This is a genomic window from Acinetobacter sp. ANC 4862 (genome assembly GCF_004336635.1).
GTDB lineage: Bacteria > Pseudomonadota > Gammaproteobacteria > Pseudomonadales > Moraxellaceae > Acinetobacter.
Window position 1 is genome coordinate 1 of record NZ_SJXH01000047.1, and the last position, 21,267, is coordinate 21,267.

The following is a 21,267-nucleotide window of genomic DNA, read 5'->3' on the forward strand; positions in this document are numbered from 1 at the left end:
ATTGATCTGGACTGACGAATCCATTTATGCAACAGATTCGCATTGACCTGATGTTGCATTGCTACCTTAGCCACCGATGTATCTGGCTGCTGGCATTGCTGAATAAGTTGATGTTTAAATTCAGCCGTGAAGGTTCGACGGGGCTTTTTTAGCGTTGCTGTACTGTCTATAACTGTCTTTAAATCCATAAATAGGTGTCCACTTAAATTTAGTGGACACTATCGCGGTATTAATGAGTTAGAAAAAGTGGGGCTCAGCGGACGCTTACTCTCAAAAGATGCCAAGCAGACGTGCACAGAAAACAGCAATTCAACAACGAAATCTAAATCCTGTGCTTGACTTGGAAATGTCCATATAGGACATTTCTATTTGGTTATTAGGTAGGACATTTCTACTTGGGAATAACATAAATACATTTAATAAAAGCCACATAACTGTAGCTCTTTATAAATAACTTATAGAACCTCGAATTCAATACGACGGTTTTTCTTTCGACCTTCGACTGTTGTGTTATCTGCAACAGGTTTTTTTGAACCTAGACCTTAATAACTGAATCACTCCAGCCATTTGGTGCAGAGATAGCACGAACCTGAATTTTATAAACCACTTGATCTACACCGTAAACAGCATACATTTGATTCAAAATTGCTTGTTTACTCTACAGCACCTTCAACTACAATCGTTTCTGCATAAGCAATGACTGGGACACTAGTCATAAGAAAAGTGATATAAAAAATACTTTTAATTATTTGTTTTTTGATAATTTTTATTCATCAATAAATGTTTGTTTAAATAATTTTATACCTTGACTTCAGCTGATTTGGCGCTCACTTAAAGATTGTTCTACAGCTACTAAACCGGCATTTTGTTCTAAATAAGGATCAATCCAGTTTGCTTTTATCAATGAAACCCAATGTTCTGAATTCATTTTTTGATTAAAAATTTCACTTAATGTAATCATATCAGCACCTTGAAATCCAACCAATAATACGGGTGAATCACGGTGTGAAATTCCAATGAATACACCTCTTAAGGTCAACTGCTGGCAAATAATATAAATTAATTGATTGCATTAGCAGCTAAATTTAATTCAGCTGCTACTTTCGATATTTGAAACCAGGGCGTGTCATCAATTAAGCCATATCATGATTGAGGCAAGGTAGATCGCTGACAGGAAGTTTTGAGCCAATTTATCATAGCGCGTAGCAACACCTCGATACTGCTTCAACAAATAATAGCCTGTTGTCTTTGGCAGTTACTCCAACAGTACTCGCTCGTCCCGGGCAACAGATCTTAATCTGTTCCCACTGATCATCTCTTAATGCATAGCATTTAGTCATGAAAAAATAATGAGGACAGGTTAGATTTTCTCAAGCTAATTGATGACATGCTCTAGTTTAAGTATTTATTTATTTCATCAATGACTTGTTGGGTTTTCTCTGCATGTAACCAATGCCCGGCATCTTCTATCACTGCAATTTTGGCATGGGGAAATTGCTGCTGGATCGCAGCAAAATGTTCATCTTTACTTATATATGCAGATTTACCGCCACGAATAAACAATGCTTCTTTTTGCCAAGGCTGAATCACATCCCAATCGATAATATCCGTATAATGGTTAAATAAGGCTTCAACATTAAATAACCACTGTCCCTTGTTAAAGGATTTCATTAAAAATTGAATTACCATTTCTTCATGCAAATATTCACGCATGATCTGCATCGCTTGTTGTCGACTTTCAATCTGCGCATTTTGTACCGCAAATAAGGCTTTAAAAATTTGATCGTGATGACTTTCTTTATATGCAAATGGCGCCATATCCAGAACCACCAATTGTTCTAAACGCTCCCCTGCACTATTCGCCAATTGCATGGCAATTTTTCCACCCATCGAATGACCAATCACAGAGAATTTTTGGATATTCAAATCATCCAGTGTTTCCAGAATATCTTGTGCCATCACGGCATAATTCATTTCGAGTGAATGCGCTGAATGTCCATGATTACGGACATCAATTTGAATCACTGAATGTGACTCATAATATGCGCGTGCGAGCATACCCAAATTACTTAAACTGCCAAAAAGACCATGAATAAATACCAGCGGTGTTTTTTCTGTAGCATTTTCATTAAGGTACATTTGATGATTGAGAATCATGAATTTCTTTCATTACTTTTTTAGATGGTGGTATCTTTATTGATAATTGACATTTAATCAATTGCCATTTTAAAAAAATGTATTTTTGCTTAGGCTATTTTTAGATTATAAAAAATGGATATAAAAAAAGACTCCTCCTCGGCAATATTATTCACTTTGGATAATTTTTAAAATCAAGAAATACATGCGGTTAAAATCACAATAATACATTTAAAAAATATATATTTAAATTCAAAACCTTATGGGATTAATCCTTGGCTATATTTAGCTTTTTCTGTGTTTTACTATTATAAAATTGGCTATTTGAAATAATTTAAGGGCAATTTTAGATAGTAATGCCATTTGCTTCTGCTTTTGGAAATATCCCGCCTCTCATATTGGATTTGGATTGCAGGTAAAATCAGTTTAGGCATAGACAAAGTGACATCACGGCGGTTTCGTATCCCAATGAATTAGGCTTTTGATGTACTCTCATTAAGGTGAATATTGGTATTTTTCTACTCAGCAGTACTGCTGACACTCTTTGGGTAAATAATCATGTCATAGGAAAATCTGGATATTTTCATCTAATTGTTAGAGCTTTTTGACTGAATCAACTAAATCAGCAGCACTGCCCTTCAGAAAAATTACGGCGAGCTGTTCCATAGTCCAGCATAAACAAGATGCCCCCCGACAATACCGCATCACCAATCGCATAGCTTAGACAGTCTGGCGTATGCCCTGACGTTGCGATGTTATAAGCTGCCAATTCACCAATTTTAAACTGTTCGCCATCTTCAAATAGATGATATACATTTAAGTACTTAAGGTCCAAGTTATAAATTGAATCAAACGTTTCCTGCACAATGGTAATCTTTTTGTTCATTGCGATTTTGCGACCTAATTTTTTTTAAATACCGCGATGCTGTGAGATGGTCTGCATAGACATGGGTTTCCAAAACCCATTCTACGCTTAGGCTATTTTGATGTATATAATCGATAATTTGCTCTGCATGTGCGGTCTTTGTTGTCAATGACGGCATCATAATTCCCAAAACACTATCGATATACGTCTTACACGGCGTAGTAATATAAAGTGGTTAAATCTTGTTTAATTTATTGCAGACCTTTTAGAAATCCAGACTGATCCCACTCACTACGTCTCCTAATACATCAATTAAATCACCGCCTACTTCTGCTGCCAAATCTAATATATCTAATCCTGAAGTCACATCTGTATTGTTATTCTTGTCTTGTTGCTCTTGCTCAATCTCTGGTACATCAAGATCTACATCTTTTGTTTCTATTTTTTCAGAAGGTTGAATATTTTCCATTTTTATCTATGCCTTTGTTATTGATTTCGTAGTTATTATTTAATTTTATAATATGTATAATGTTATTTTTTAGAGATAATGTTTAAAGGTTTTTTATTCTTCTGCGAAATCCTTAAGGACTTTTTCTGCAAACCACCATGGCAATTGCTGAACATCAGGATTCATTTTTAAAGTTTCTGCAGATTGAATTTCCGCAATAAATGCTGCCTTTTCACCATTTGAAGAGTTGTCAAACAAATAAGTTCGATCACTGGCATCCACAGCCTGCATGAGTAAGTCCATACTACGGTAATAGCGTTCAACAATCTTTTGTTCCGGTACAGGATGTCCACCCACACTGACCCGATATTTAACTCGGGCAATATTAATCATCGGGTCAACAGTCGACACATAGTACAAATAGGTTTTAAAGCCCTGTCGTTTGGCTTCTTGTAGAAATTCCACTTTAGAAATATGCGACATCACCGTTTCAAAAGTAAAACTGATCTTTAAGCGCAAAAATTCCAGGCGAATATAATCAATAATACGTGCGCAGAGATAGGAATCTATTTCCGAAGGATCAAACAGAATGTTCCCACCTTCTAATAGAACAGGCTCGCTTGTTAGTAAAGGAACCAACTGTCCAGCATGCGGACGTTTTTTCTGTTTTAGGAAATCAATTAAAGCTTGTGCTTTTAAAGCAGGATGATAAGCCATCAAATCCAGTTGATAGCTCGCCTTAAGGTTTTGTTCTAATTCATCGGCATTTAAATAAGCCCCAATATGATGGGGCAATAAATATTCTTTGACTGTACTCTTTCCAGATCCATTGGGACCGGCAAACATCCTTATTCTTGGTTGAGGCATTCAGTTATACAGCTGCCTCTTGTTTTCTCTTGCGTTTTAAGACTTTAGGAAGATGATCAACGCTCACATAAGCCTGAGATAAGTCATGAATCACGGTTTCTTGTCCATTGACTTGGCGTTGTACCAGTTGCTGTTCTTTTGCGTAAACGACCGTCGCTACCGAACATGCTTTATCAAAGGCATGACGGAATGCATGTATAGCAAGTTTAGGAATCATATCATCCTCATATTTGCCTGCTTTCATGATGGTATAAGCTGTCATGGAACAACTCCCGTTACACAAGGTCTATTTCTATCTCATATTAACATAGTACAAATAATTGTCTATTTATACACCAACATAGAAATGTAACGAGTGAGTAGATGGATTCAAAATTTAATCACGCTGTTTCATTCAAAGCGATTAAGGGGCTTATAGAATCACTTTAATCATTTCAGAAGTATTTTTAGAAGTCTTAATCGGTATTTAAAACATTGTGACTTTCAGATCTAGACGCTTAAAAAATAAAAGCCACTTATACAGTGGCTTTTATCATCAATTAGAACGGCTTACTTTTATTTAAGCTTAGGGTTAGTCTTCTTTCCATACATCTTCATAATCTTCACGATCAATCATAAAGCGGAAACCTTCAGCCAAAGCCAGGTACGGAAGTACTTCAGGCAAAATATCCTGTAACTCTCGAACAGTCATGGTTTGAAAAAAATCTTGACCCTCTCCCAGTTCTCCACCATAGATGAACCAAGCGACATTTTCTTCTGTTTCAGGCTTTTTACGAATCCCGACAATCGGTTCTTGATTTAATGTCTCTACAGCAACTGCAACAACATCATCACCACTCACTTTGATATAAGCAGAATCAAATTCCTCACACAATAGCTTTTGTTCTGCGATTAATTCTTCTAAGGGAGATTTCTGGTTCATGGCTTATACCTTGGTAAATTGAGCGGAATAGTGCATTTTAGCCTAGATCATAAATATGTAGGCAATCTTTTTATTTTCAGTGTTTTTTGCTAAGCTTGAAAAAGTTACAAATTCAAGAAACAATAATGAAACTTAAAGATCAAAAGATAATAGAACATAGTCACGGCGGCAGACGTAAAAATGCCGGGCGAAAAACCCAATATCAAGAAAAAACGGTGGTCATGCGTGTGCCAGAGTCTAAAGTGCTGGAAATTAAAGCATGGCTACAGCCCAAGCCTAAAGATGATCGCATCAAGAACATTGAACTGCATCCAATTCAAATCCGAACACAGTTAGATATTCCTTATCCCCTAGAATCGGTTGCCGCAGGTTTTCCGTCTCCTGCTCAAGATTACACAGAAGACTTTATCGACTTAAATGAATATTTGGTTCATAACCCCCTCAGTACATTTGTATTGCGGGTAAATTCTTTGTCGATGAAAAATGCAGGTATAGATATAGACGACCAGATTCTAATTGATCGCAGCTTAAATGCGGAACACGGCGATATCGTTTTAGCTTTAATCAATAATGAGTTCACCGTAAAACGACTGATGAAAGAAAAGCAAAACAATGCTCCAGCTAAAATCTGGTTAAAAGCAGAAAATCCAGAATATCCTGATATTTATTTACATAGTGAAGATCAATTAATTATTTGGGGAGTGGTGACCTGTATTTTAAAAAAATTACGCTAATAAAATTACATAAGTGCAATAAAAAACCGGTCTTTTTCTTTATCAATGAAAGACTCTAGTAAAATACTCAGTGTTTCATCGCCGTAAAGCAGCAAACATTTACAGATAGACAAAAGCCCCAAGATGATCTTGGGGCTTCTTGTTTAAACCTTAGCGTTGCTGAGGATTTTTTTGCTGCTGTTGATTAGGTTGTTGCTGTTGTTGCTTACCAGTTTGTTGCTGCTGTTGTTGCTGTTTGTCACTTTGTGGGTTGTGTTGCTGTTGTTGACGTTGATTTTCGTTTTGTTGATTCGGTTGTTGATTAGCCATTTTCATATCCATCCTTTAATTGTTAGGGATATGCCGTACTAATTACGACTCTTACTAATCTAAAGGATATTTCCTTTTCACCAACCCCCAAACTGTATCGACTTAATTCATTGTAATATTCAAAATATTAATCTATTGATTTGTAGTAAGTAACCCTTGCCTGGTTTTACGCTATTAACCGGAATTACACTGAAGCTTACACGAGGTTAAACCTCCTCATCTGATGCCCTATTGATTATTCACAATTTTTTTAATTTGAGTTTTTTTAAACATCGCTTTATTCTCAACTTGATAACGTTACAAAATCAAGATTAAAAATAATGAAACAACAACTGTTTGCTTTAATAGATATTAATAACTGCTATGTGAGCTGTGAACGTGTATTTAACCCGCAGCTGAATGGAAAACCTGTGGTTGTACTTTCCAACAACGATGGTTGTGTGTTTTCCCGCAGTAATGAAGCCAAGGCTTTAAACATTGGCATGGCGATTCCATGGTACGAAATTGAGAAAGAGGCTTTGCAGGCGGGTGTAAAAGTATTTTCAAGTAATTATGCTTTATATGGAGATATGTCACGGCGCTTCTTTTTAATCCTGGAGCAATACTTCCATATAGATGATCTGGAACCTTATTCAATAGATGAATGCTTTATCCGGTTAACGCCTTATGCAAAAAATCGGGATATTGAACAATATTGCCGTGATTTGATCAGCACCATTGATCAATGGATTGGCTTACCCTGTTGTATTGGAGTTGGCTCGACCAAAACCCAAGCCAAACTGGCGAATCATTTTGCGAAAAAACGAACCGGTTTTAAGTCACTGTGCTTTTTACCTGATTTAGATTTATGCAGTTATGAAAGCTTGCTTCAAGAAACACCGGTAGCAGATGTTTGGGGGGTTGGTCGAAAAATCAGCAAACAACTTCAAGATTATGAAATTTATAATAGCTATGACTTAACTTTTGCCAATGAACATCATCTGGCCAAGCAGTTCTCGGTGGTCATTGCACGCACCATTCGTGAGCTAAAAGGTCAATCCTGTATTGCCCTGGATGACCCTGCAATCCCTTCAAAAAGAATCCTGTCCTCCCGCAGCTTTGCTTCAGCTTTAAGCGAAAAGTCCATCATAAAACAAGCTGTTACTTTCCATGTAAACCGTGCCTATAAACGCTTAACCGCACAACAGCAACTTTGTGCGTGTATGCATGTTGCGCTGTATGAAAAAATACCCAACCCACCCTATAAAAAGAGCACTTCCCATGCATTAGGTCTGGAATATGCAACTGATGATTTACTCACTTTAAATCACGCAGCCTTAAAGCAAATATATGTTTTATTTAAAGAAAATAAAAAGTATATCAAAGTTGAAGTTATGCTTACTGCACTGCATTCCAAACAACAGCATATTCATGACTTATGGCAGCCATTAGAACTGATTCAACAGCGTGATAATTTGATGCAAACCTTATTAGAAATGAAGCAACGCTACGGCGCCGATTGCATACAAGTCGGTTACCATTCCGCCAGTCAAGCATGGCAAATGAAACAACATCACCGGTTTCCACGTTACACGACCTGTTGGCAAGAACTTCTGACCATTCATGATTCAGCAATGGCTGTTACAGAAAATAAATGAGCTGTTTTGGTCAATTCAGTTTACAATGTAAAAAATAGTAATAATTATAAAAAATGTCATTTTTTAACATTGCCAATTCCTTGCAAAGTTTCCATTATATAGCTCAGTTTTGACACATAGCTTCCGCATTGATTCAAACAGTTCATAATAAGAATGTGGAAATATATGCCATAATACGCAAACTTTGCTGACATCTTGCAAGGTAAAATTGCAAACTTATAATTGGAGCAAGCTGAATGAGCTCGACCATTTTGGTTATTCATGGACCGAATCTAAATTTGTTAGGAAAGCGAGAACCTGAAGTTTACGGGTATCTCACCCTAGAAGATATTAACAAGAAGCTCATCGCTCAAGCTCAAAATTCATCTCTTTCGTTAGACACTTTCCAAAGTAACTGGGAAGGTGCAATTGTAGATCGAATTCATCAAGCCCAGCAAGAAGGCGTACAGTTCATCATTATCAATCCTGCAGCATTGACACATACTTCTGTTGCAGTACGCGATGCCCTTCTTGGTGTCGCAATCCCTTTTATTGAGGTTCATTTGTCGAATGTGCATGCTCGTGAAGCATTTAGACATCATTCATATTTATCCGATAAAGCCGTTGGCGTAATTTGCGGTTTAGGTGCTCAAGGCTATGCCGCAGCACTGGATTATGCCATCGAAAAAATTCAACTTTCTACGCAATCATAATTAGGAATACTGTCTCATGGATATCCGTAAAATCAAGAAACTCATCGACCTGATGATTGAATCTGACTTACAAGCGATAGAAGTTAAAGAGGGTGATCAATCCATCGCCTTAACTCGTCGCAATCCAGTGGTTGCAGCAGGTGTTCCAACCATGCCTACTGCTGTAGCAGCACCTGTTGCAAAAACGCCACGTGGCGCTGTAGAAACTTCACCAATGGTTGGTGTGTTCTATGCTGCACAAAGCCCTGGCGAAGCACCATTTGTTAAAGTGGGTCAAACTATCTCTGCAGGCGACACTTTAGGCATCATTGAAGCCATGAAAATCATGAACCCGATTGAAGCAACTCAAAGCGGTGTGGTTGAAGAAATTCTGGTTAAAAATGGTGAAGTCATTCAGTTTGGTCAACCACTTTTCCGCTATCGCGCGTAAAACCACGGGGATTTATAATGTTGCAAAAGGTGTTAATTGCAAACCGTGGTGAAATTGCTTTACGCATCACCCGAGCTTGCAAAACTTTAGGAATTAAAACGGTTGGTATTTATTCCGATGCCGATAAAGACCTCATGCACCTTCGCTTTGTGGATGAAGCAGTGTGTATCGGTCCGGGTGCAAGTAGTGAAAGCTATTTGAATATTCCAGCCATTATTACTGCTGCTGAAATCACTGGTGCAGATGCCATCCATCCGGGTTATGGCTTCTTGTCTGAAAATGCCGAATTTGCTGAAATTGTCGAAAATTCCGGTTTTATCTTCATTGGCCCACGCCCAGAACATATTCGCTTAATGGGGAACAAAGTTTCTGCCATTATTGCAATGAAAAAAGCGGGTGTACCAACCGTTCCAGGCTGTGACCATGCTGTAACCATTCACAATGCCCTTGCTGAAGCAAAAGAAATTGGCTTTCCGCTGATTGTTAAAGCGGCATCAGGTGGTGGTGGTCGTGGTATGCGTATTGTTGAACGCGTCGATACCTTGCTTGAATCCGTTCAGGCTGCACAGCGTGATGCAGAAATGTGGTTCGGTGATGATACCGTCTACATGGAACGTTTCCTGCAAAAACCTCGCCATGTTGAAGTGCAGGTTTTGGCAGATGGTAATGGTCATGCAATTCACTTGTATGATCGCGACTGTTCTTTACAACGTCGCCATCAAAAAGTATTAGAAGAAGCACCTGCTCCAGGCTTACCGGAACAGGCACGCGCTGATATTTTAGAAGCATGTGTCAATGCATGTAAACTTATGCAATACCGTGGTGCCGGTACATTCGAGTTCTTGTTTGAAGATGATGAATTCTTCTTCATTGAAATGAATACCCGTGTTCAGGTTGAACATCCAGTGACAGAAATGGTGACTGGTATCGACATTATTGAACAGCAACTGCTGATTGCGGGTGGTCTGGGTCTTAACATTGAACAAGCTGATGTTGAATGTCATGGTCATGCGATGGAATGCCGTATTAATGCGGAAGATCCAAGTAACTTCCTGCCATCTCCTGGGAAAATTGAGCATTATTATGCTCCAGGTGGTGCGGGTATTCGCTTAGATTCGCATATCTATCAAGGCTATAGCATTCCGCCTTACTATGACTCAATGATTGCAAAACTCATTGCACATGGTAAAGATCGTAAAACTTGTATTGCGCGTATGAAACAAGCATTAGAAGAAATGATCTTAACTGGAGTTAAGACCAATATTCCTTTGCATAAAGACCTGATCTTACAAGATGAAAATTTCTGCGATCAAGCCATGGATATTCACTATCTTGAAAAGCATTTGCTGCAAAAATTAGAAGGTCAACAAAAAGAAGCTTCTTAATACGGACTTCTTAAATAAAAAACCGCTCTTAATGAGCGGTTTTTTATATCTGAATTTTATAACTTGGTTTTTAGCGATTAAGGTAAAACACGGCGTAATGTCGCAAAACATTGTTCTGCTTTTTCATTACTACAAAAGTTAATGGTCGATGGATTTTTCCACTGCACAAAATACTGGGAAATCTCGCCTGTTTGATCTTCTTGAAGACCCGAGCAGTCTTTTTCATTATTGTCATACTTTACCTGCAAAACCAGTGCAGGTAACAAAGTACGTTCTTCTTGGGATTGCTGATAGTCATAAATGCCTGATGACCACTCTTGCCCACTTTTTATAATGACATTGTTATTACTTTTAAAATTATAATATTCAATACATTTTTTATTATTGGCAACTTGCATTCCCCATAGACCCACAATTTCGGGACGAGTTGTGACACGAATAGTATTTGAACTTTCTGTTTCAGTTGCGTCAGCTTCTGTTGCCACAACTGCTTTATTGTCATTTGCCATCGTTACGGATGAGCATAATATAAGTAAAATTGTTAGATATGCGTTTTTCATACAGAAGTTCAAGGCTAAAATTCTCTCTCTATAACTTAGCATATTTTTATGAAAAACCAGTATTTATCACCATATTACAACAATATATTCACTCATTTTTATCTAAAAAATCGCAATAAGATGGTGACTTAAGAATATTAAATTATTGATTATAAATTTGAATAACAATGATCTACTTCATATGACCTCTAACCACATCCTATATTTTTACTCATGATCAAAATATTGCTATTTTATTTTTTAAATAGAAAATTAAATTTTTAACGCTTAGGCTATATCTCTAGAGTAATAAAGCACTGTCCTTCGTAAACACGGATTGGATCATCTAAATACCCTTCTATACAGCAATAAGCCAACGCTTTTCTGATTTTCAAAGTTAATGAAACACTTTATCAATCAAAAACTTCGGGCTAAATCGGGTCAGTATTGCTTCTTGATATAAAATCCATTACAACAACTAAAGTTCATATCAAAAACAAAACAAGGACCTTAATGAATCTTTCTGAATATCTACAATATGACGGACTAGGATTGGCCGAATTGGTTGCAAACAAAGAAGTTTCATCTTCCGAATTACTTAACTTGGCATTAGAACGTGCAACCCATACCAATCCAAAATTAAATGCCATTATTATTCCAATGCATGACCATGCACAGAAACGTACTCAGCAAGAATTAACCGGTCCTTTTGCGGGTGTGCCTTTTTTAGTGAAAGACTTATTTCAAGAATATGCCGGCTACCCCACTTCATATGGCTGTAAAGGCTTAAAACGCATCAATCATATTTCTGAACATAATTCTGAAATTGTGAATCGTTGGGAAAATGCCGGTATTGTCACCTTTGGACGTACCAATACCCCAGAATTCGGCATTAAAGGAATTACTGAGCCTGATGCCTGGGGAACCTGTCACAACCCCTGGAATTTAAAACACAATAGTGGCGGATCTTCAGGGGGTTCTGCATCTGCTGTTGCAGCAGGGATTGTTCCGATTGCCGGCGCTGGAGATGGCGGTGGTTCTATTCGTATTCCAGCATCGTACTGTGGCTTATTTGGATTAAAACCGAGCCGTGGACGTACCCCTTGGGGGCCACAAATGAGTGAAGCCATGCATGGAGCCGCAATTCAACACATCCTCGCAAAAACGGTACGCGATAGCGCAGCAATGCTGGATGCAACCCACGGCGCTGAATATAGTTCTTTGTTTAAAATTGAACATCCGCAAAGTAGCTATTTGGACGCCATACAACATCCGCCTAAAAAATTAAAAATTGCTTTTAGTACCCATTCACCTATTGGCACCCATGTTTCTAAAGATGCGATTGCTGCGGTTCAACATACGGCGAAATTATTGGAGTCATTAGGTCATACTGTGGTAGAAGATACCCCACCGATTGACGGCATGGCTCTAGCCAAAGATTTTATTACCACCTGGTTTAGTCAGTTCTCTTATATCCTTGATCAAATTAAACAACAATATCAGGCGAAAAATAGTGATTTTGAACTGGATTCACTCGCACTTGCTGCCTTCGGTGGGCAAACTACGGCAATTGAGTATATTCACAACCTGAACAACTGGGGTGTTTATGCCACGAAAATGAATCATTTTTTTGATCGCTATGACTTATATTTAACCCCTGCAACCGCCACTGTCGCACCTAAAAATGGTGAAATTAAGATTCCCAATTGGCAGAAACCGATTTTGAAAAGCCTATTAAAACTTCGCAAGGCCCATTTACTGGCTAAAGGAAAACTGGTCGATCAAATTGTCAAAGAAAATCTAAAATGGGTTCCTTTTACCCAGTTGGCCAATATCACCGGTCTTCCTGCAATGTCTGTTCCGCTCTACTGGAATCAAGACAATTTGCCTTTAGGTTCACAGTTTATTGCACCTTTTGCCCGTGAAGACTTGTTACTGCAACTCGCAAATCAACTTGAACAAGCCCAACCCTGGTTTAACCGGTACAGTGAAATCCAACTGTAAAATAGGCACACAATATTTGGGCTTTTACTTTTAGGCTTGTTGGATCTGTTTCGGTAGCCATCGAACAAACAGCAAGCCCAATAAAGTTGAAAGTCCGGCAATCATAAAAACCGTCTCGCCAGAGATCAGTTGCCAATATCTCCCTGCCAAGATACTGCCTATAGCTACACCCAAGCCCCACATGGTGCTATACATCGCTTGCCCACGACCTTGTTGCCCCATTGAAAAATTCTGAAAAATAATCCGCATGGCAATCATATGAAACAAGCCAAAACTAAATGCATGAATGGTTTGTGCTAAAAACTGCGCAATAAATGAATGTGGTAATAGACCAACCACAATCCACCTTGCTCCAGTCAGAACCAGACACAAGCTCACCAGACTACGCCAAGAAAATCGAGTTAAGAATATATTGGCAAAAGCGAACATGATAATTTCAGCAATCACGCCAACCGACCATAAAAAGCCGATTTCAGTGGTACTAAAACCCATTTGATGTAAGTAGTTACTATAGAAACTATAAAAGGGTGCATGAGAAAACAACAACACAAATTCAATTGCAAAAAATGCAGCCACGACAGGTCGTTTTAATATCGGTAACAGTGGTTCTAATTGCTGCTGTGCGTGCGGTGCTGCACTCGGTTCTTTAATGCTAAAGGACCAAATAAAAGCCAGAAATGCAATACACAGCAACATGACCGGTAACATTGAAATCGGAACAACTTCCAATAAAGCGCCGATGCCAAAAACACCGACAATAAAGCCGATCGAGCCCCACTTTCTCACTTTGCCATACAATTGAGTTCGTTTTTCACCTAACCAGAATAAAGTTACCCCTTCAAATTGCGCTAAAATTGCATTTTGAAAAAAACTAAAAATAAGCATGAGTAAGGCGACAGATTGGAAAGTATTTGGAATCAGGAAAATCATGAACCAAATACAGGCTTCCATCCAGGTTGCAATGCGTACCAACAGCATTCTTTTACCAGATTTATCGGCAATCCATCCCCAAATAAACGGCGCAAAAAACCGTGTCACAATCGCGATGGAAGATAAAAGTCCGATTTCCTGATAATTAAAGCCCTGATCCTCAAGATAAAGACTCCAAAAAGGCATGAAAGTTCCTACTATTGAATAGTAGAAGAAGTAGAATCCTGACAGTTTATGTTGGATTGGCAAGCTTAGCATTTAGTTGCATTCCATTGTATTTTCAATAACTTAAAACATTTAATAGTTGCATCACATTGCATGGTTTTGCCACTAATTGCACTTCAATAGTCTACAAATCTGTCTACAAAAATTAAAATAAATATTTTTTCATTTTTTTGTAAACTACTAATTAGTAGGTAGCCCTAATCTTACTGATTTTATTTTAAAAATTTATAAAATGGACATAAATATATTTTATAGGAACTTTCTTTATCGAGCTGTTTGTTTAAAAAAATATCTAAATGATATAAAAAATCTAAACCGCGTTAACATAACAAAATCTTCTCAATCAGAATTCTTGTGCTCAATGAGCTATGTAAGGTCATGTCACGCTAGAACCTAACGTAGAATTACTTTAGTTGGGTGGTTTTTTGACGATAGCCTATTAGAAATATTATGAAATTTTCAGAATAAATTATGATCAGACGTGGTGGTAAAAATGCTGATATATTTAAAATTAGATTTATAAAAAATGGAGTGCATTCTCGTGATTAAAATAAAAAATCATGTTCTGAAAATAGTACTAAGTTGTATTTGCTTAAGTTCTACATCCGTAATTGCCTCTCCACCAATCTCCTCTCGCAGTACAGCTCAAATACCTACTGTAGCGGGTACAAAGCCAGGTACTTTATTATCTATACAACCACAACAAACAGATTTATTTTCAAATGCATCACAACGATTTTTAATTACCTACCGTAGTCGCGGAATACAAACAGAACCAATTGTAGCTTCCGGATTTATTTTATTACCAAAAGGAAAAGCGCCAAAAGATGGCTGGCCAGTTTTAGCATGGGCTCATGGTACAACAGGCGTTGCTGATACCTGTGCTCCATCAGGAGATTATGTGAATGGACCCGTTCACGTTTATCAGCAAATAGTAGCAAAAGCTTTAAATGCTTGGCTTGCTCGCGGATATTCAGTAGTCGCACCAGACTATCAGGGTTTAGGTACACCAGGCGGACATCCATATATGAATGCTCAGAGTCAATTGCATACTGTAGTTGATGCTGTAAGGGCAACACATCTTTTAAAACCCAATCAACTAAGTAATAACTGGTTTGTCATGGGACATAGTCAAGGAGGTGCTGCTTCTCTTGCTGTCGCAGCATATGGACAAAAAGACGCACCTGAACTTAATTTACGCGGTGCGGTAGCACTTGCGCCCGGCGGTTACCAATATGAGGGAATTGCTGAATATGTAGCAACTCACTCTCAAATTGATACAAGTGTCGCGGCATTTTTTCCAATCGTTCTTCTAGGTGCCGAAGCTGCAGATCCTAGCCTTGCTCCAGCAAATTTAGTTAGCCCAGAAATGGGAGAAATTCTTAATTCTGCACGTAGTCGTTGTTTGTCAGAATTGCAATCTGATCTAAAGGCAGCGCCTAAAACAGTTTTTAAACCAAATGTAGATTTGGCACCTTTAACAAATTATTTAAAAAAGCAGTCTATTGAAAATATGACACCTACCGTGCCGGTTCTACTTGTACAAGGTGAGAAAGATCAACTTGTAGATTACCGTGGTACTTATGCTTACTATAAGCAAGTATGCACGAAGCAAAAACCTATCGCATTTCACCTTCTAAAAGAAGGCGACCATCGTGACTCTTTAAGACAAAGTGAATTTTTAATTGGAAACTTTATCAATTCAGTTGAACAAGGGAAATCTGTAAATACCTGTAGTATAAAATAATACGGCGGATTAAAGCCCTTTAATTAGGGCTTTATTGTGTTCACCTCACATGTTATGTGGGTTATTTACCGCTTATCGTGAACTAAAATAGAATAAACAATGTAAAAACATCGCTTTAATTCTGTATAAAACATATTTTCACTTGCAGATCACAATTTAACAATATTCAAGTTCCTCTGCTCATCTACAATTTCAGTTTTACCTTGGAGAAAAGCGGATGGCGCTCTATTGCATAAAAAAAGATGGGAAATTTTTAACTTATCGCGATCAATTCAATGACTCGCATACTTGCGAGATATCAGAGTTGCATTTTGCGATGTTTAGCCAATGGCACTGGACGACTGAGGAAGATCGGTCAAAAGTTTTTAGCAGTCAAACAGAAGCAGAAATTTTTATTGCAGAAAGTTACGGAGAATTTTTTAGGGATGCAAAGGTCATTTTATTCAAATTATGACTAACCTCCTCGCATAACTGATTATTTACTTTCTACAATAAACTTTCTCTTAGAAAGCTTCTTTTCATTTTTCAAAATACTTTTTACATCCTTCAAAAAACTCCTCATTAAAATTCATCGCTGGATCGTCTTTATCATCATCACATTGGTCTACCGACTTAAGCGTGTCCTGAGCATAACGATAACCATTGTATTGCTCTGTACCTTCTTTAAAACCACCAAATTCTTCTGGTTTGATTGAATATTGAAAATATAGAAAGGCTGCAATACCTATAATTGCTAAAACAGCGCTTATAATTTTGAAGGATTTTAAGTTCATTTTATTTATTTTACCTTTGGATGAAATGATGACAAATAAAAATAATCAGGCGGTTTATCTACGAAAACTTTGAAGCAATAAAAACCCTACAGACTTGGATTCAAGGCGAGTAAAGCAAAGTTTTATTTCTGTTGCTTTTGTGGCTGTTCAGGTTGCTCATTGGGCTGCTTTTGTGGATTGGATTGCTTATTTTGTTGATCAGGCTGTTGATTATGCTGACTTTTCTACATGGGTTGTTGATTAGCCATTGTTTTGTATCCTATAATTTGGAATATGTGGTACTCATGATGTCTTTTAATTTACTCCTTAAATTTTATTATTCCACACTCCATCTGTTTCAATTTTCTTCCGTGTAAGTTTTATTAATGTAAACAATTGATTTGCATTGAATATATTCCTAGCTAAATTCACATTATTTACCAAAAATGTTAGAAATATTATTTTCATTAACAAGCCACTTTTACGCTCAATTACACCACAGTAGCTTTGATTCAAGCCCACACATCTAATCCTGATACAAATTCAGGTCTCTCCTGATAAGCAGTTCTTCTAGTGGCTTAAGCTTAATCCTGACTTTATTAATAATCATCATGCTATAGGGCTTAAAACCTGAACAACTTACGCGCTGAGATTTTGCAAGCTCATCTGCATAGAACTGTAAATCTTTTAGCTCATATAGTGCTTGCACCACTAACTGGAATATAAAAATAAAAACCCCACTAATATCTAATATTTAGCAGGGTTTATGGACTGTAGTACATTCGACTGACTAGAGAAAAAACGACTTAATCAGCTTTACCACATTTGCGACATTCGTGAGTGTATCCATGCTGATGATCCCAATTGAATTCATAAACATGAAAGCAGAATAGTTTACGAATGGAATTAAGCATACTGTTGTCTCCACTAAATTATAGTGGGTGTCCCCTCTATAACATGACTTCACAATCATTTGACTAAAACATACCTCAGGATGAGGTCATATAAATTTCAACTAATTTCTATCCCATATTTTCCAGATATAATCAATCAAACTCATTGGCAAAAAATTCCTTATATTAATTAATCTAAATAAATAATCATATTATAAAAATAAACTATATCTTCTTTTGAAGATGACGAAAAAAATAAACTTGAAATATAAAGTTATTTTAAGCTCTACTTTTCACCTCAATACTGTTCCCATCTAAAAACCAGACTTTGTGCTACAGTACAAAGTCCATATCACTCAATACTTCTAATTTATATACGCGCAAAGTCATTAAAGCCCTTGCAATAACTGGCTTTAATAGGAATGGTTCTAGATTTGTAAGATTGATGATTTTTGTTGATTATTTTTGATTTAATGAGGATGAATAAAAATAAAGAGACCGCTCATGTGTGCAAATTTTGAAGCAATCAAAAGAAATAGAGCATTCCTTCTGAATCTTCCAGAGCCTCCATTTGAATTTCCTGATGATATTTTCCCTTTATACGATGCACCCATTTTAATGCAGGGTGCGGATCAACCTGAATGGGATCTCGCCAAATTTGGTCTCATTCCTTTTTGGGCCAAAGAATTAAAATACGGTCGTCATACCTATAACGCCAGAACTGAAAGTGTTGCTGAAAAGCCAAGTTTTCGACATGCGTGGCATAAAAACCAGTTCACTTTAGTTCCCGTTGAAACGATCTTTGAACCCAAATATATAGATGGAAAGCCGCACTGGTATGGAATTTCTCGTGAAGATGGATTGCCTTTCACCCTTGCAGCGATCTATGAAGATGCGGTAATCAATAATAAACATGTCAGATCAATGAGCTTGTTAACCATCAATGTAGATCATCATCCATTTATGAAACAATTCCATAAGCCTTATGATGAAAAGCGTTCCATTATTGTGATACCTGAAGACAAAAGAATGGATTGGCTAAATTGCAATGCTAGTGAAGCAAATCAATTCTTCTTTGAAATGAAAGATGAATATTTAGCAAAGCCCAAAAAGAGTACAGAAAAATGACTATAGTAGAATATTTTTTGATCTAAAAAATACTGAAAAGTTTGTCATTTTAGTTATGTAAAGCATGCTGTTGATTCAATGAATAATACTTCATTGCCATAAAAGCCTTCGTCTATAAAATTTCAGAGTCAGCTCATCACACCAACAATCACTTTTAAAAATAAATACTTTATTTTTAATAAGTTAATAAATTAAACAGATATATCCACTCATAGTTTAACGAGCGAAAACTTAAAAATTTTGTTTCGGGAAATTATACTGATCTACTCAAGTAAACTTACTTAACATTTTGTTCCCTTTTGCATACATATAGCGATAAAGATCTGAGAATGCCTTAAATTAGATAAGGCAAGATTACCGCTATTATAGGAGAGGTATGAAATGGCGACTATCAATGTAAATGACATTACCAAACATGCAGATGTAATTGCATTGTGTGGCACAAAAGTGGGAACAGTTGACCATCTTGACGGTTCGGATAAACTTAAGTTAACAAGAAATGAAGAAGGTAGTCATCACCTTATTCCACTTTCCTGGGTGAGTGAGATTAAAGATAATCAAGTTCTTCTCAATGTAGACTCTAAAGAAGTAAAAAATAAGTGGGTCGCTGTTTAAATTAAAGCTAATCATTCACAGGATAAGCCCTTTATTTGAAAGGGCTTATTTTTAGTTTGCAGTATCATTTTTTTAATTTTAATAAACAAAAATCCTCGCCAATCCTAGGGATTAAAGAACTGCTTACAGCCTTGAAAAAAATCAGGATAAAATTCAGTGCTGGATCATCTTTTTCATCGTCACACTGATCTACAGACTTCAGTTGATTGTTTTGGGCATAGCGATAACCATTGTATTGTTCAGTCCCTTCTTTAAAGCCACCCAGCTCTTCAGCTTGTAAAAAATACTGAAATGCGAAAAATGCAGAGATACCAAGAGTGGCTAAAACAGAGCTAATTATTCTTAATTTTTTTGCTATCATTTTACTTACCATATTCGCTTGCATAAGGGATATAAATATATATGATTCTCTTAAACTTTTCTTTAATATTTTATCGTTTATTAAGCCACAATTTCGTTCTTTTAAATTAGTTATATTTTTATAAAAAATTCAGTATTCATTCTCATTTTTATTCAGTTTTTATTCATTAAATTATATCTAAATTTTTCACACTCATATGGGTTACAACTACCCAAATCAAGATAGATCAAATACCTATTTAAAATGATCTTTACATACCCATACTTCTCCATCTATCCGGACACGATCAGGTCCAATTAATTCTAATTTTTTACCATAATAATTGGTAAGATTTATAAAATTTCCATTCTTATCATAATTAGCCCAAACACCTCTCTGAATATCAGGACTGTCCAATTTATAAAATGTGACCAATTTTTGTGGATATGTTGTTGTCATGTTCATCTTACATAACCCTTTAATCTGTTAGATCAGGAAGATCTTCTTCTATAAAAAAAATCTCCCCGGTAGAATTTAAAATCCATTGATAAGTCCCCATAATTCTGGTTAATTTTTCTTGAGATGAGTTATATACATTCATTAAATTATACTCATCATCATACTCGCCCATATAAACAAGCTTGGGGGAAGTTTTAAAATCCTCATTCATTTTATACACTTTCACTGGCTTAATATGCATACTTTACTCCTCTTATTCTATTTAAAGGGGCCTAAACCCCTTTCAACATAGCATTGACATAATGAGCGGATTTTATTTTTCTTTCTGCGATGGCCTTTCGGGCGATCTTTTCTCATTATTCCTATGATCATGCTCTGGTAGGTGGTGGGGTTGTTTTATGGGTTGATTTCGTTGATTAGATTCTGTTTGATTTTGTTGAGATTTTGATTTAGACATAATAGTATTCCTGCTGACCATTCCACTTAATGACAATATCAGTCCAATTATTAATCACAATATCAGCATATACCGAAGTTAACTTAATAAAAATAGCAATGATGTATCAAAATATAATACTCAAATAAAAGCATACCTATAAAAAAACTATTATTATTAAACAATCTATTAGATAATAAATTAATATAAAAATTAATGAATATTCAATTAAAAATTGATTAAATAGTTTTTAACATTATTTACAAATAAATATATAAATCACATTTAAAAAAATAAATTATTTAAAAAATCTAGAATCACACAATCAAATAAACGGTATATATTCAGTATGTTATTTATCAATAACACATGTTAAGGCAATGAAGAAAACATGAATAAGGGAAAGAGAAGCTTCAAAGAATTCCAGCAGTTTTTAATTTGGAATTAAATCGTTATCTCGGTACTGGTATGAAATAGCTCGCTTGCCCACGAAGTATCAGCCTGAAGATAGCACTGATATCTCTGCTGTTTATAGCTTAATGAAAATGGCACAATGTGGGTCCAAAATGGCTGCTTAGATAAAGCAACCAAAAAAATATTTAAATTCAGATCAATAAAAAAAGCACCCTAAGGTCACTGCTGTCCCATAGTTTGATTTAAATAAAAAAACCTGAGTCCGAACAGTTAAAATATGAGTGCAAACAAACACTTTAACGACCAGGATTCAGGTTTTGTCACATCAGAATACCGTATTTCATCAGTTAATTAAACCAG

At 36.5% G+C, this 21,267-nt stretch carries 24 protein-coding genes and 4 pseudogenes; 10 read left to right on the plus strand and 18 right to left on the minus strand.

Going from position 1 to position 21,267, the window contains the following annotated elements; all coding sequences use genetic code 11:
• The 11 genes and pseudogenes from E0409_RS14970 to E0409_RS15025 form a co-directional block, all read right to left on the minus strand.
• Positions 1–188: transposase (locus E0409_RS14970; protein ID WP_131292134.1), on the minus strand; the 188-nt coding region annotated here is incomplete at its 3' end.
• A 267-nt stretch (positions 189–455) separates the two neighbouring features.
• A pseudogene (locus E0409_RS14975) lies at positions 456–542 on the minus strand (OmpA family protein); the annotation flags it as partial.
• Positions 539–716: pseudogene (locus E0409_RS16820) on the minus strand (OmpA family protein); the annotation flags it as partial. The pseudogenes E0409_RS14975 and E0409_RS16820, both read right to left, overlap by 4 nt.
• A 95-nt stretch (positions 717–811) precedes the next feature.
• The gene (locus E0409_RS14985) at positions 812–961 is read right to left on the minus strand and encodes a hypothetical protein (RefSeq protein WP_213073375.1); all 150 of its coding nucleotides are present in this window, start codon (positions 959–961) and stop codon (positions 812–814) included.
• A gap of 168 nt (positions 962–1,129) precedes the next feature.
• Positions 1,130–1,228, minus strand: a pseudogene (locus E0409_RS14990) (IS5/IS1182 family transposase); the annotation flags it as partial.
• 164 nt (positions 1,229–1,392) lie between these two features.
• A complete protein-coding gene (locus E0409_RS15000) occupies positions 1,393–2,157 on the minus strand; it encodes an alpha/beta fold hydrolase (RefSeq protein WP_131292136.1) in 765 nt (254 codons plus the stop codon).
• A 299-nt stretch (positions 2,158–2,456) separates the two neighbouring features.
• Positions 2,457–3,227 (minus strand): annotated as a pseudogene (locus E0409_RS16825) (MBL fold metallo-hydrolase).
• A gap of 39 nt (positions 3,228–3,266) precedes the next feature.
• A complete protein-coding gene (locus E0409_RS15010) occupies positions 3,267–3,470 on the minus strand; it encodes a hypothetical protein (protein WP_131292140.1) in 204 nt (67 codons plus the stop codon).
• A 93-nt stretch (positions 3,471–3,563) separates the two neighbouring features.
• Positions 3,564–4,316 carry an ATPase gene (locus E0409_RS15015; protein WP_131292142.1) on the minus strand — a complete coding sequence of 251 codons (753 nt, stop codon included), beginning with the start codon at positions 4,314–4,316 and terminating at the stop codon, positions 3,564–3,566.
• A gap of 4 nt (positions 4,317–4,320) precedes the next feature.
• A complete protein-coding gene (locus E0409_RS15020; protein WP_131292144.1) occupies positions 4,321–4,578 on the minus strand; it encodes a hypothetical protein in 258 nt (85 codons plus the stop codon).
• 309 nt (positions 4,579–4,887) lie between these two features.
• Positions 4,888–5,238, minus strand: a complete 351-nt coding sequence (locus E0409_RS15025; RefSeq protein WP_067724283.1) for an immunity protein Imm33 domain-containing protein — start codon at positions 5,236–5,238, stop codon at positions 4,888–4,890.
• A 125-nt stretch (positions 5,239–5,363) separates the two neighbouring features.
• On the opposite strand from E0409_RS15025, the gene E0409_RS15030 reads away from it, so the two are divergent.
• A complete protein-coding gene (locus tag E0409_RS15030; RefSeq protein ID WP_131292146.1) occupies positions 5,364–5,972 on the plus strand; it encodes a LexA family protein in 609 nt (202 codons plus the stop codon).
• A gap of 150 nt (positions 5,973–6,122) precedes the next feature.
• On the opposite strand, the gene E0409_RS16550 is transcribed toward E0409_RS15030, so the two are convergent.
• Positions 6,123–6,281: a hypothetical protein gene (locus E0409_RS16550; protein WP_165541349.1), complete on the minus strand. Its 159-nt coding sequence runs from the start codon at positions 6,279–6,281 to the stop codon at positions 6,123–6,125.
• A gap of 320 nt (positions 6,282–6,601) precedes the next feature.
• Here E0409_RS16550 and E0409_RS15040 point away from each other — a divergent pair, with 320 nt between their 5' ends.
• The 4 genes from E0409_RS15040 to accC all read left to right on the plus strand — a co-directional run bounded on the left by E0409_RS15040 (position 6,602) and on the right by accC (position 10,425).
• Positions 6,602–7,918, plus strand: coding sequence for a Y-family DNA polymerase (locus tag E0409_RS15040; protein WP_131292150.1), 1,317 nt, complete (start codon positions 6,602–6,604; stop codon positions 7,916–7,918).
• A 236-nt stretch (positions 7,919–8,154) separates the two neighbouring features.
• Positions 8,155–8,610, plus strand: coding sequence for a type II 3-dehydroquinate dehydratase (gene aroQ / locus E0409_RS15045; protein ID WP_067724286.1), 456 nt, complete (start codon positions 8,155–8,157; stop codon positions 8,608–8,610).
• Between the two features lie 16 nt (positions 8,611–8,626).
• Positions 8,627–9,040: an acetyl-CoA carboxylase biotin carboxyl carrier protein gene (locus tag E0409_RS15050; protein ID WP_131292152.1), complete on the plus strand. Its 414-nt coding sequence runs from the start codon at positions 8,627–8,629 to the stop codon at positions 9,038–9,040.
• A 17-nt stretch (positions 9,041–9,057) separates the two neighbouring features.
• Entirely contained in the window at positions 9,058–10,425 is a 1,368-nt protein-coding gene (gene accC, locus E0409_RS15055; protein WP_131292154.1) for an acetyl-CoA carboxylase biotin carboxylase subunit, read from the plus strand.
• A gap of 77 nt (positions 10,426–10,502) precedes the next feature.
• On the opposite strand, the gene E0409_RS15060 is transcribed toward accC, so the two are convergent.
• Positions 10,503–10,985, minus strand: coding sequence for a hypothetical protein (locus E0409_RS15060; RefSeq protein ID WP_131292156.1), 483 nt, complete (start codon positions 10,983–10,985; stop codon positions 10,503–10,505).
• Positions 10,986–11,477: 492 nt separating this feature from the next.
• Between E0409_RS15060 and E0409_RS15065 the strand changes: the two genes are divergently transcribed.
• On the plus strand, positions 11,478–12,968 hold the full coding sequence (locus E0409_RS15065; RefSeq protein WP_131292158.1) for an amidase: 1,491 nt from the start codon (positions 11,478–11,480) through the stop codon (positions 12,966–12,968).
• A 30-nt stretch (positions 12,969–12,998) separates the two neighbouring features.
• Here the strand turns inward: E0409_RS15065 and E0409_RS15070 are convergent, their stop codons facing one another.
• Entirely contained in the window at positions 12,999–14,156 is a 1,158-nt protein-coding gene (locus E0409_RS15070) for an MFS transporter (RefSeq protein WP_131292159.1), read from the minus strand.
• Between the two features lie 508 nt (positions 14,157–14,664).
• On the opposite strand from E0409_RS15070, the gene E0409_RS15075 reads away from it, so the two are divergent.
• Together E0409_RS15075 and E0409_RS15080 are read left to right on the plus strand one after the other, a co-directional pair.
• Positions 14,665–15,870 (plus strand): alpha/beta fold hydrolase, encoded by a 1,206-nt coding sequence (locus tag E0409_RS15075; protein ID WP_171458822.1) that lies wholly within the window; start codon positions 14,665–14,667, stop codon positions 15,868–15,870.
• Between the two features lie 217 nt (positions 15,871–16,087).
• Complete coding sequence (locus tag E0409_RS15080) at positions 16,088–16,324, plus strand: hypothetical protein (protein ID WP_131292161.1); 237 nt, start codon at positions 16,088–16,090, stop codon at positions 16,322–16,324.
• 64 nt (positions 16,325–16,388) lie between these two features.
• Here E0409_RS15080 and E0409_RS15085 read toward each other — a convergent pair whose 3' ends face one another.
• The gene (locus E0409_RS15085; protein WP_131292163.1) at positions 16,389–16,643 is read right to left on the minus strand and encodes a hypothetical protein; all 255 of its coding nucleotides are present in this window, start codon (positions 16,641–16,643) and stop codon (positions 16,389–16,391) included.
• A gap of 1,376 nt (positions 16,644–18,019) precedes the next feature.
• Between E0409_RS15085 and E0409_RS15090 the strand changes: the two genes are divergently transcribed.
• Together E0409_RS15090 and E0409_RS15095 are read left to right on the plus strand one after the other, a co-directional pair.
• Positions 18,020–18,643, plus strand: coding sequence for an SOS response-associated peptidase family protein (locus E0409_RS15090; RefSeq protein ID WP_131292165.1), 624 nt, complete (start codon positions 18,020–18,022; stop codon positions 18,641–18,643).
• Positions 18,644–19,024: 381 nt separating this feature from the next.
• The gene (locus E0409_RS15095) at positions 19,025–19,258 is read left to right on the plus strand and encodes a DUF2171 domain-containing protein (protein WP_131292167.1); all 234 of its coding nucleotides are present in this window, start codon (positions 19,025–19,027) and stop codon (positions 19,256–19,258) included.
• A gap of 64 nt (positions 19,259–19,322) precedes the next feature.
• Here E0409_RS15095 and E0409_RS15100 read toward each other — a convergent pair whose 3' ends face one another.
• The 3 genes from E0409_RS15100 to E0409_RS15110 form a co-directional block, all read right to left on the minus strand.
• Positions 19,323–19,619, minus strand: coding sequence for a hypothetical protein (locus tag E0409_RS15100; RefSeq protein WP_252151828.1), 297 nt, complete (start codon positions 19,617–19,619; stop codon positions 19,323–19,325).
• A gap of 234 nt (positions 19,620–19,853) precedes the next feature.
• A complete protein-coding gene (locus E0409_RS15105; RefSeq protein WP_235942475.1) occupies positions 19,854–20,063 on the minus strand; it encodes a hypothetical protein in 210 nt (69 codons plus the stop codon).
• 13 nt (positions 20,064–20,076) lie between these two features.
• Positions 20,077–20,298, minus strand: coding sequence for a hypothetical protein (locus E0409_RS15110; protein WP_131292169.1), 222 nt, complete (start codon positions 20,296–20,298; stop codon positions 20,077–20,079).
• Between the last annotated feature and the right edge of the window lie 969 nt (positions 20,299–21,267).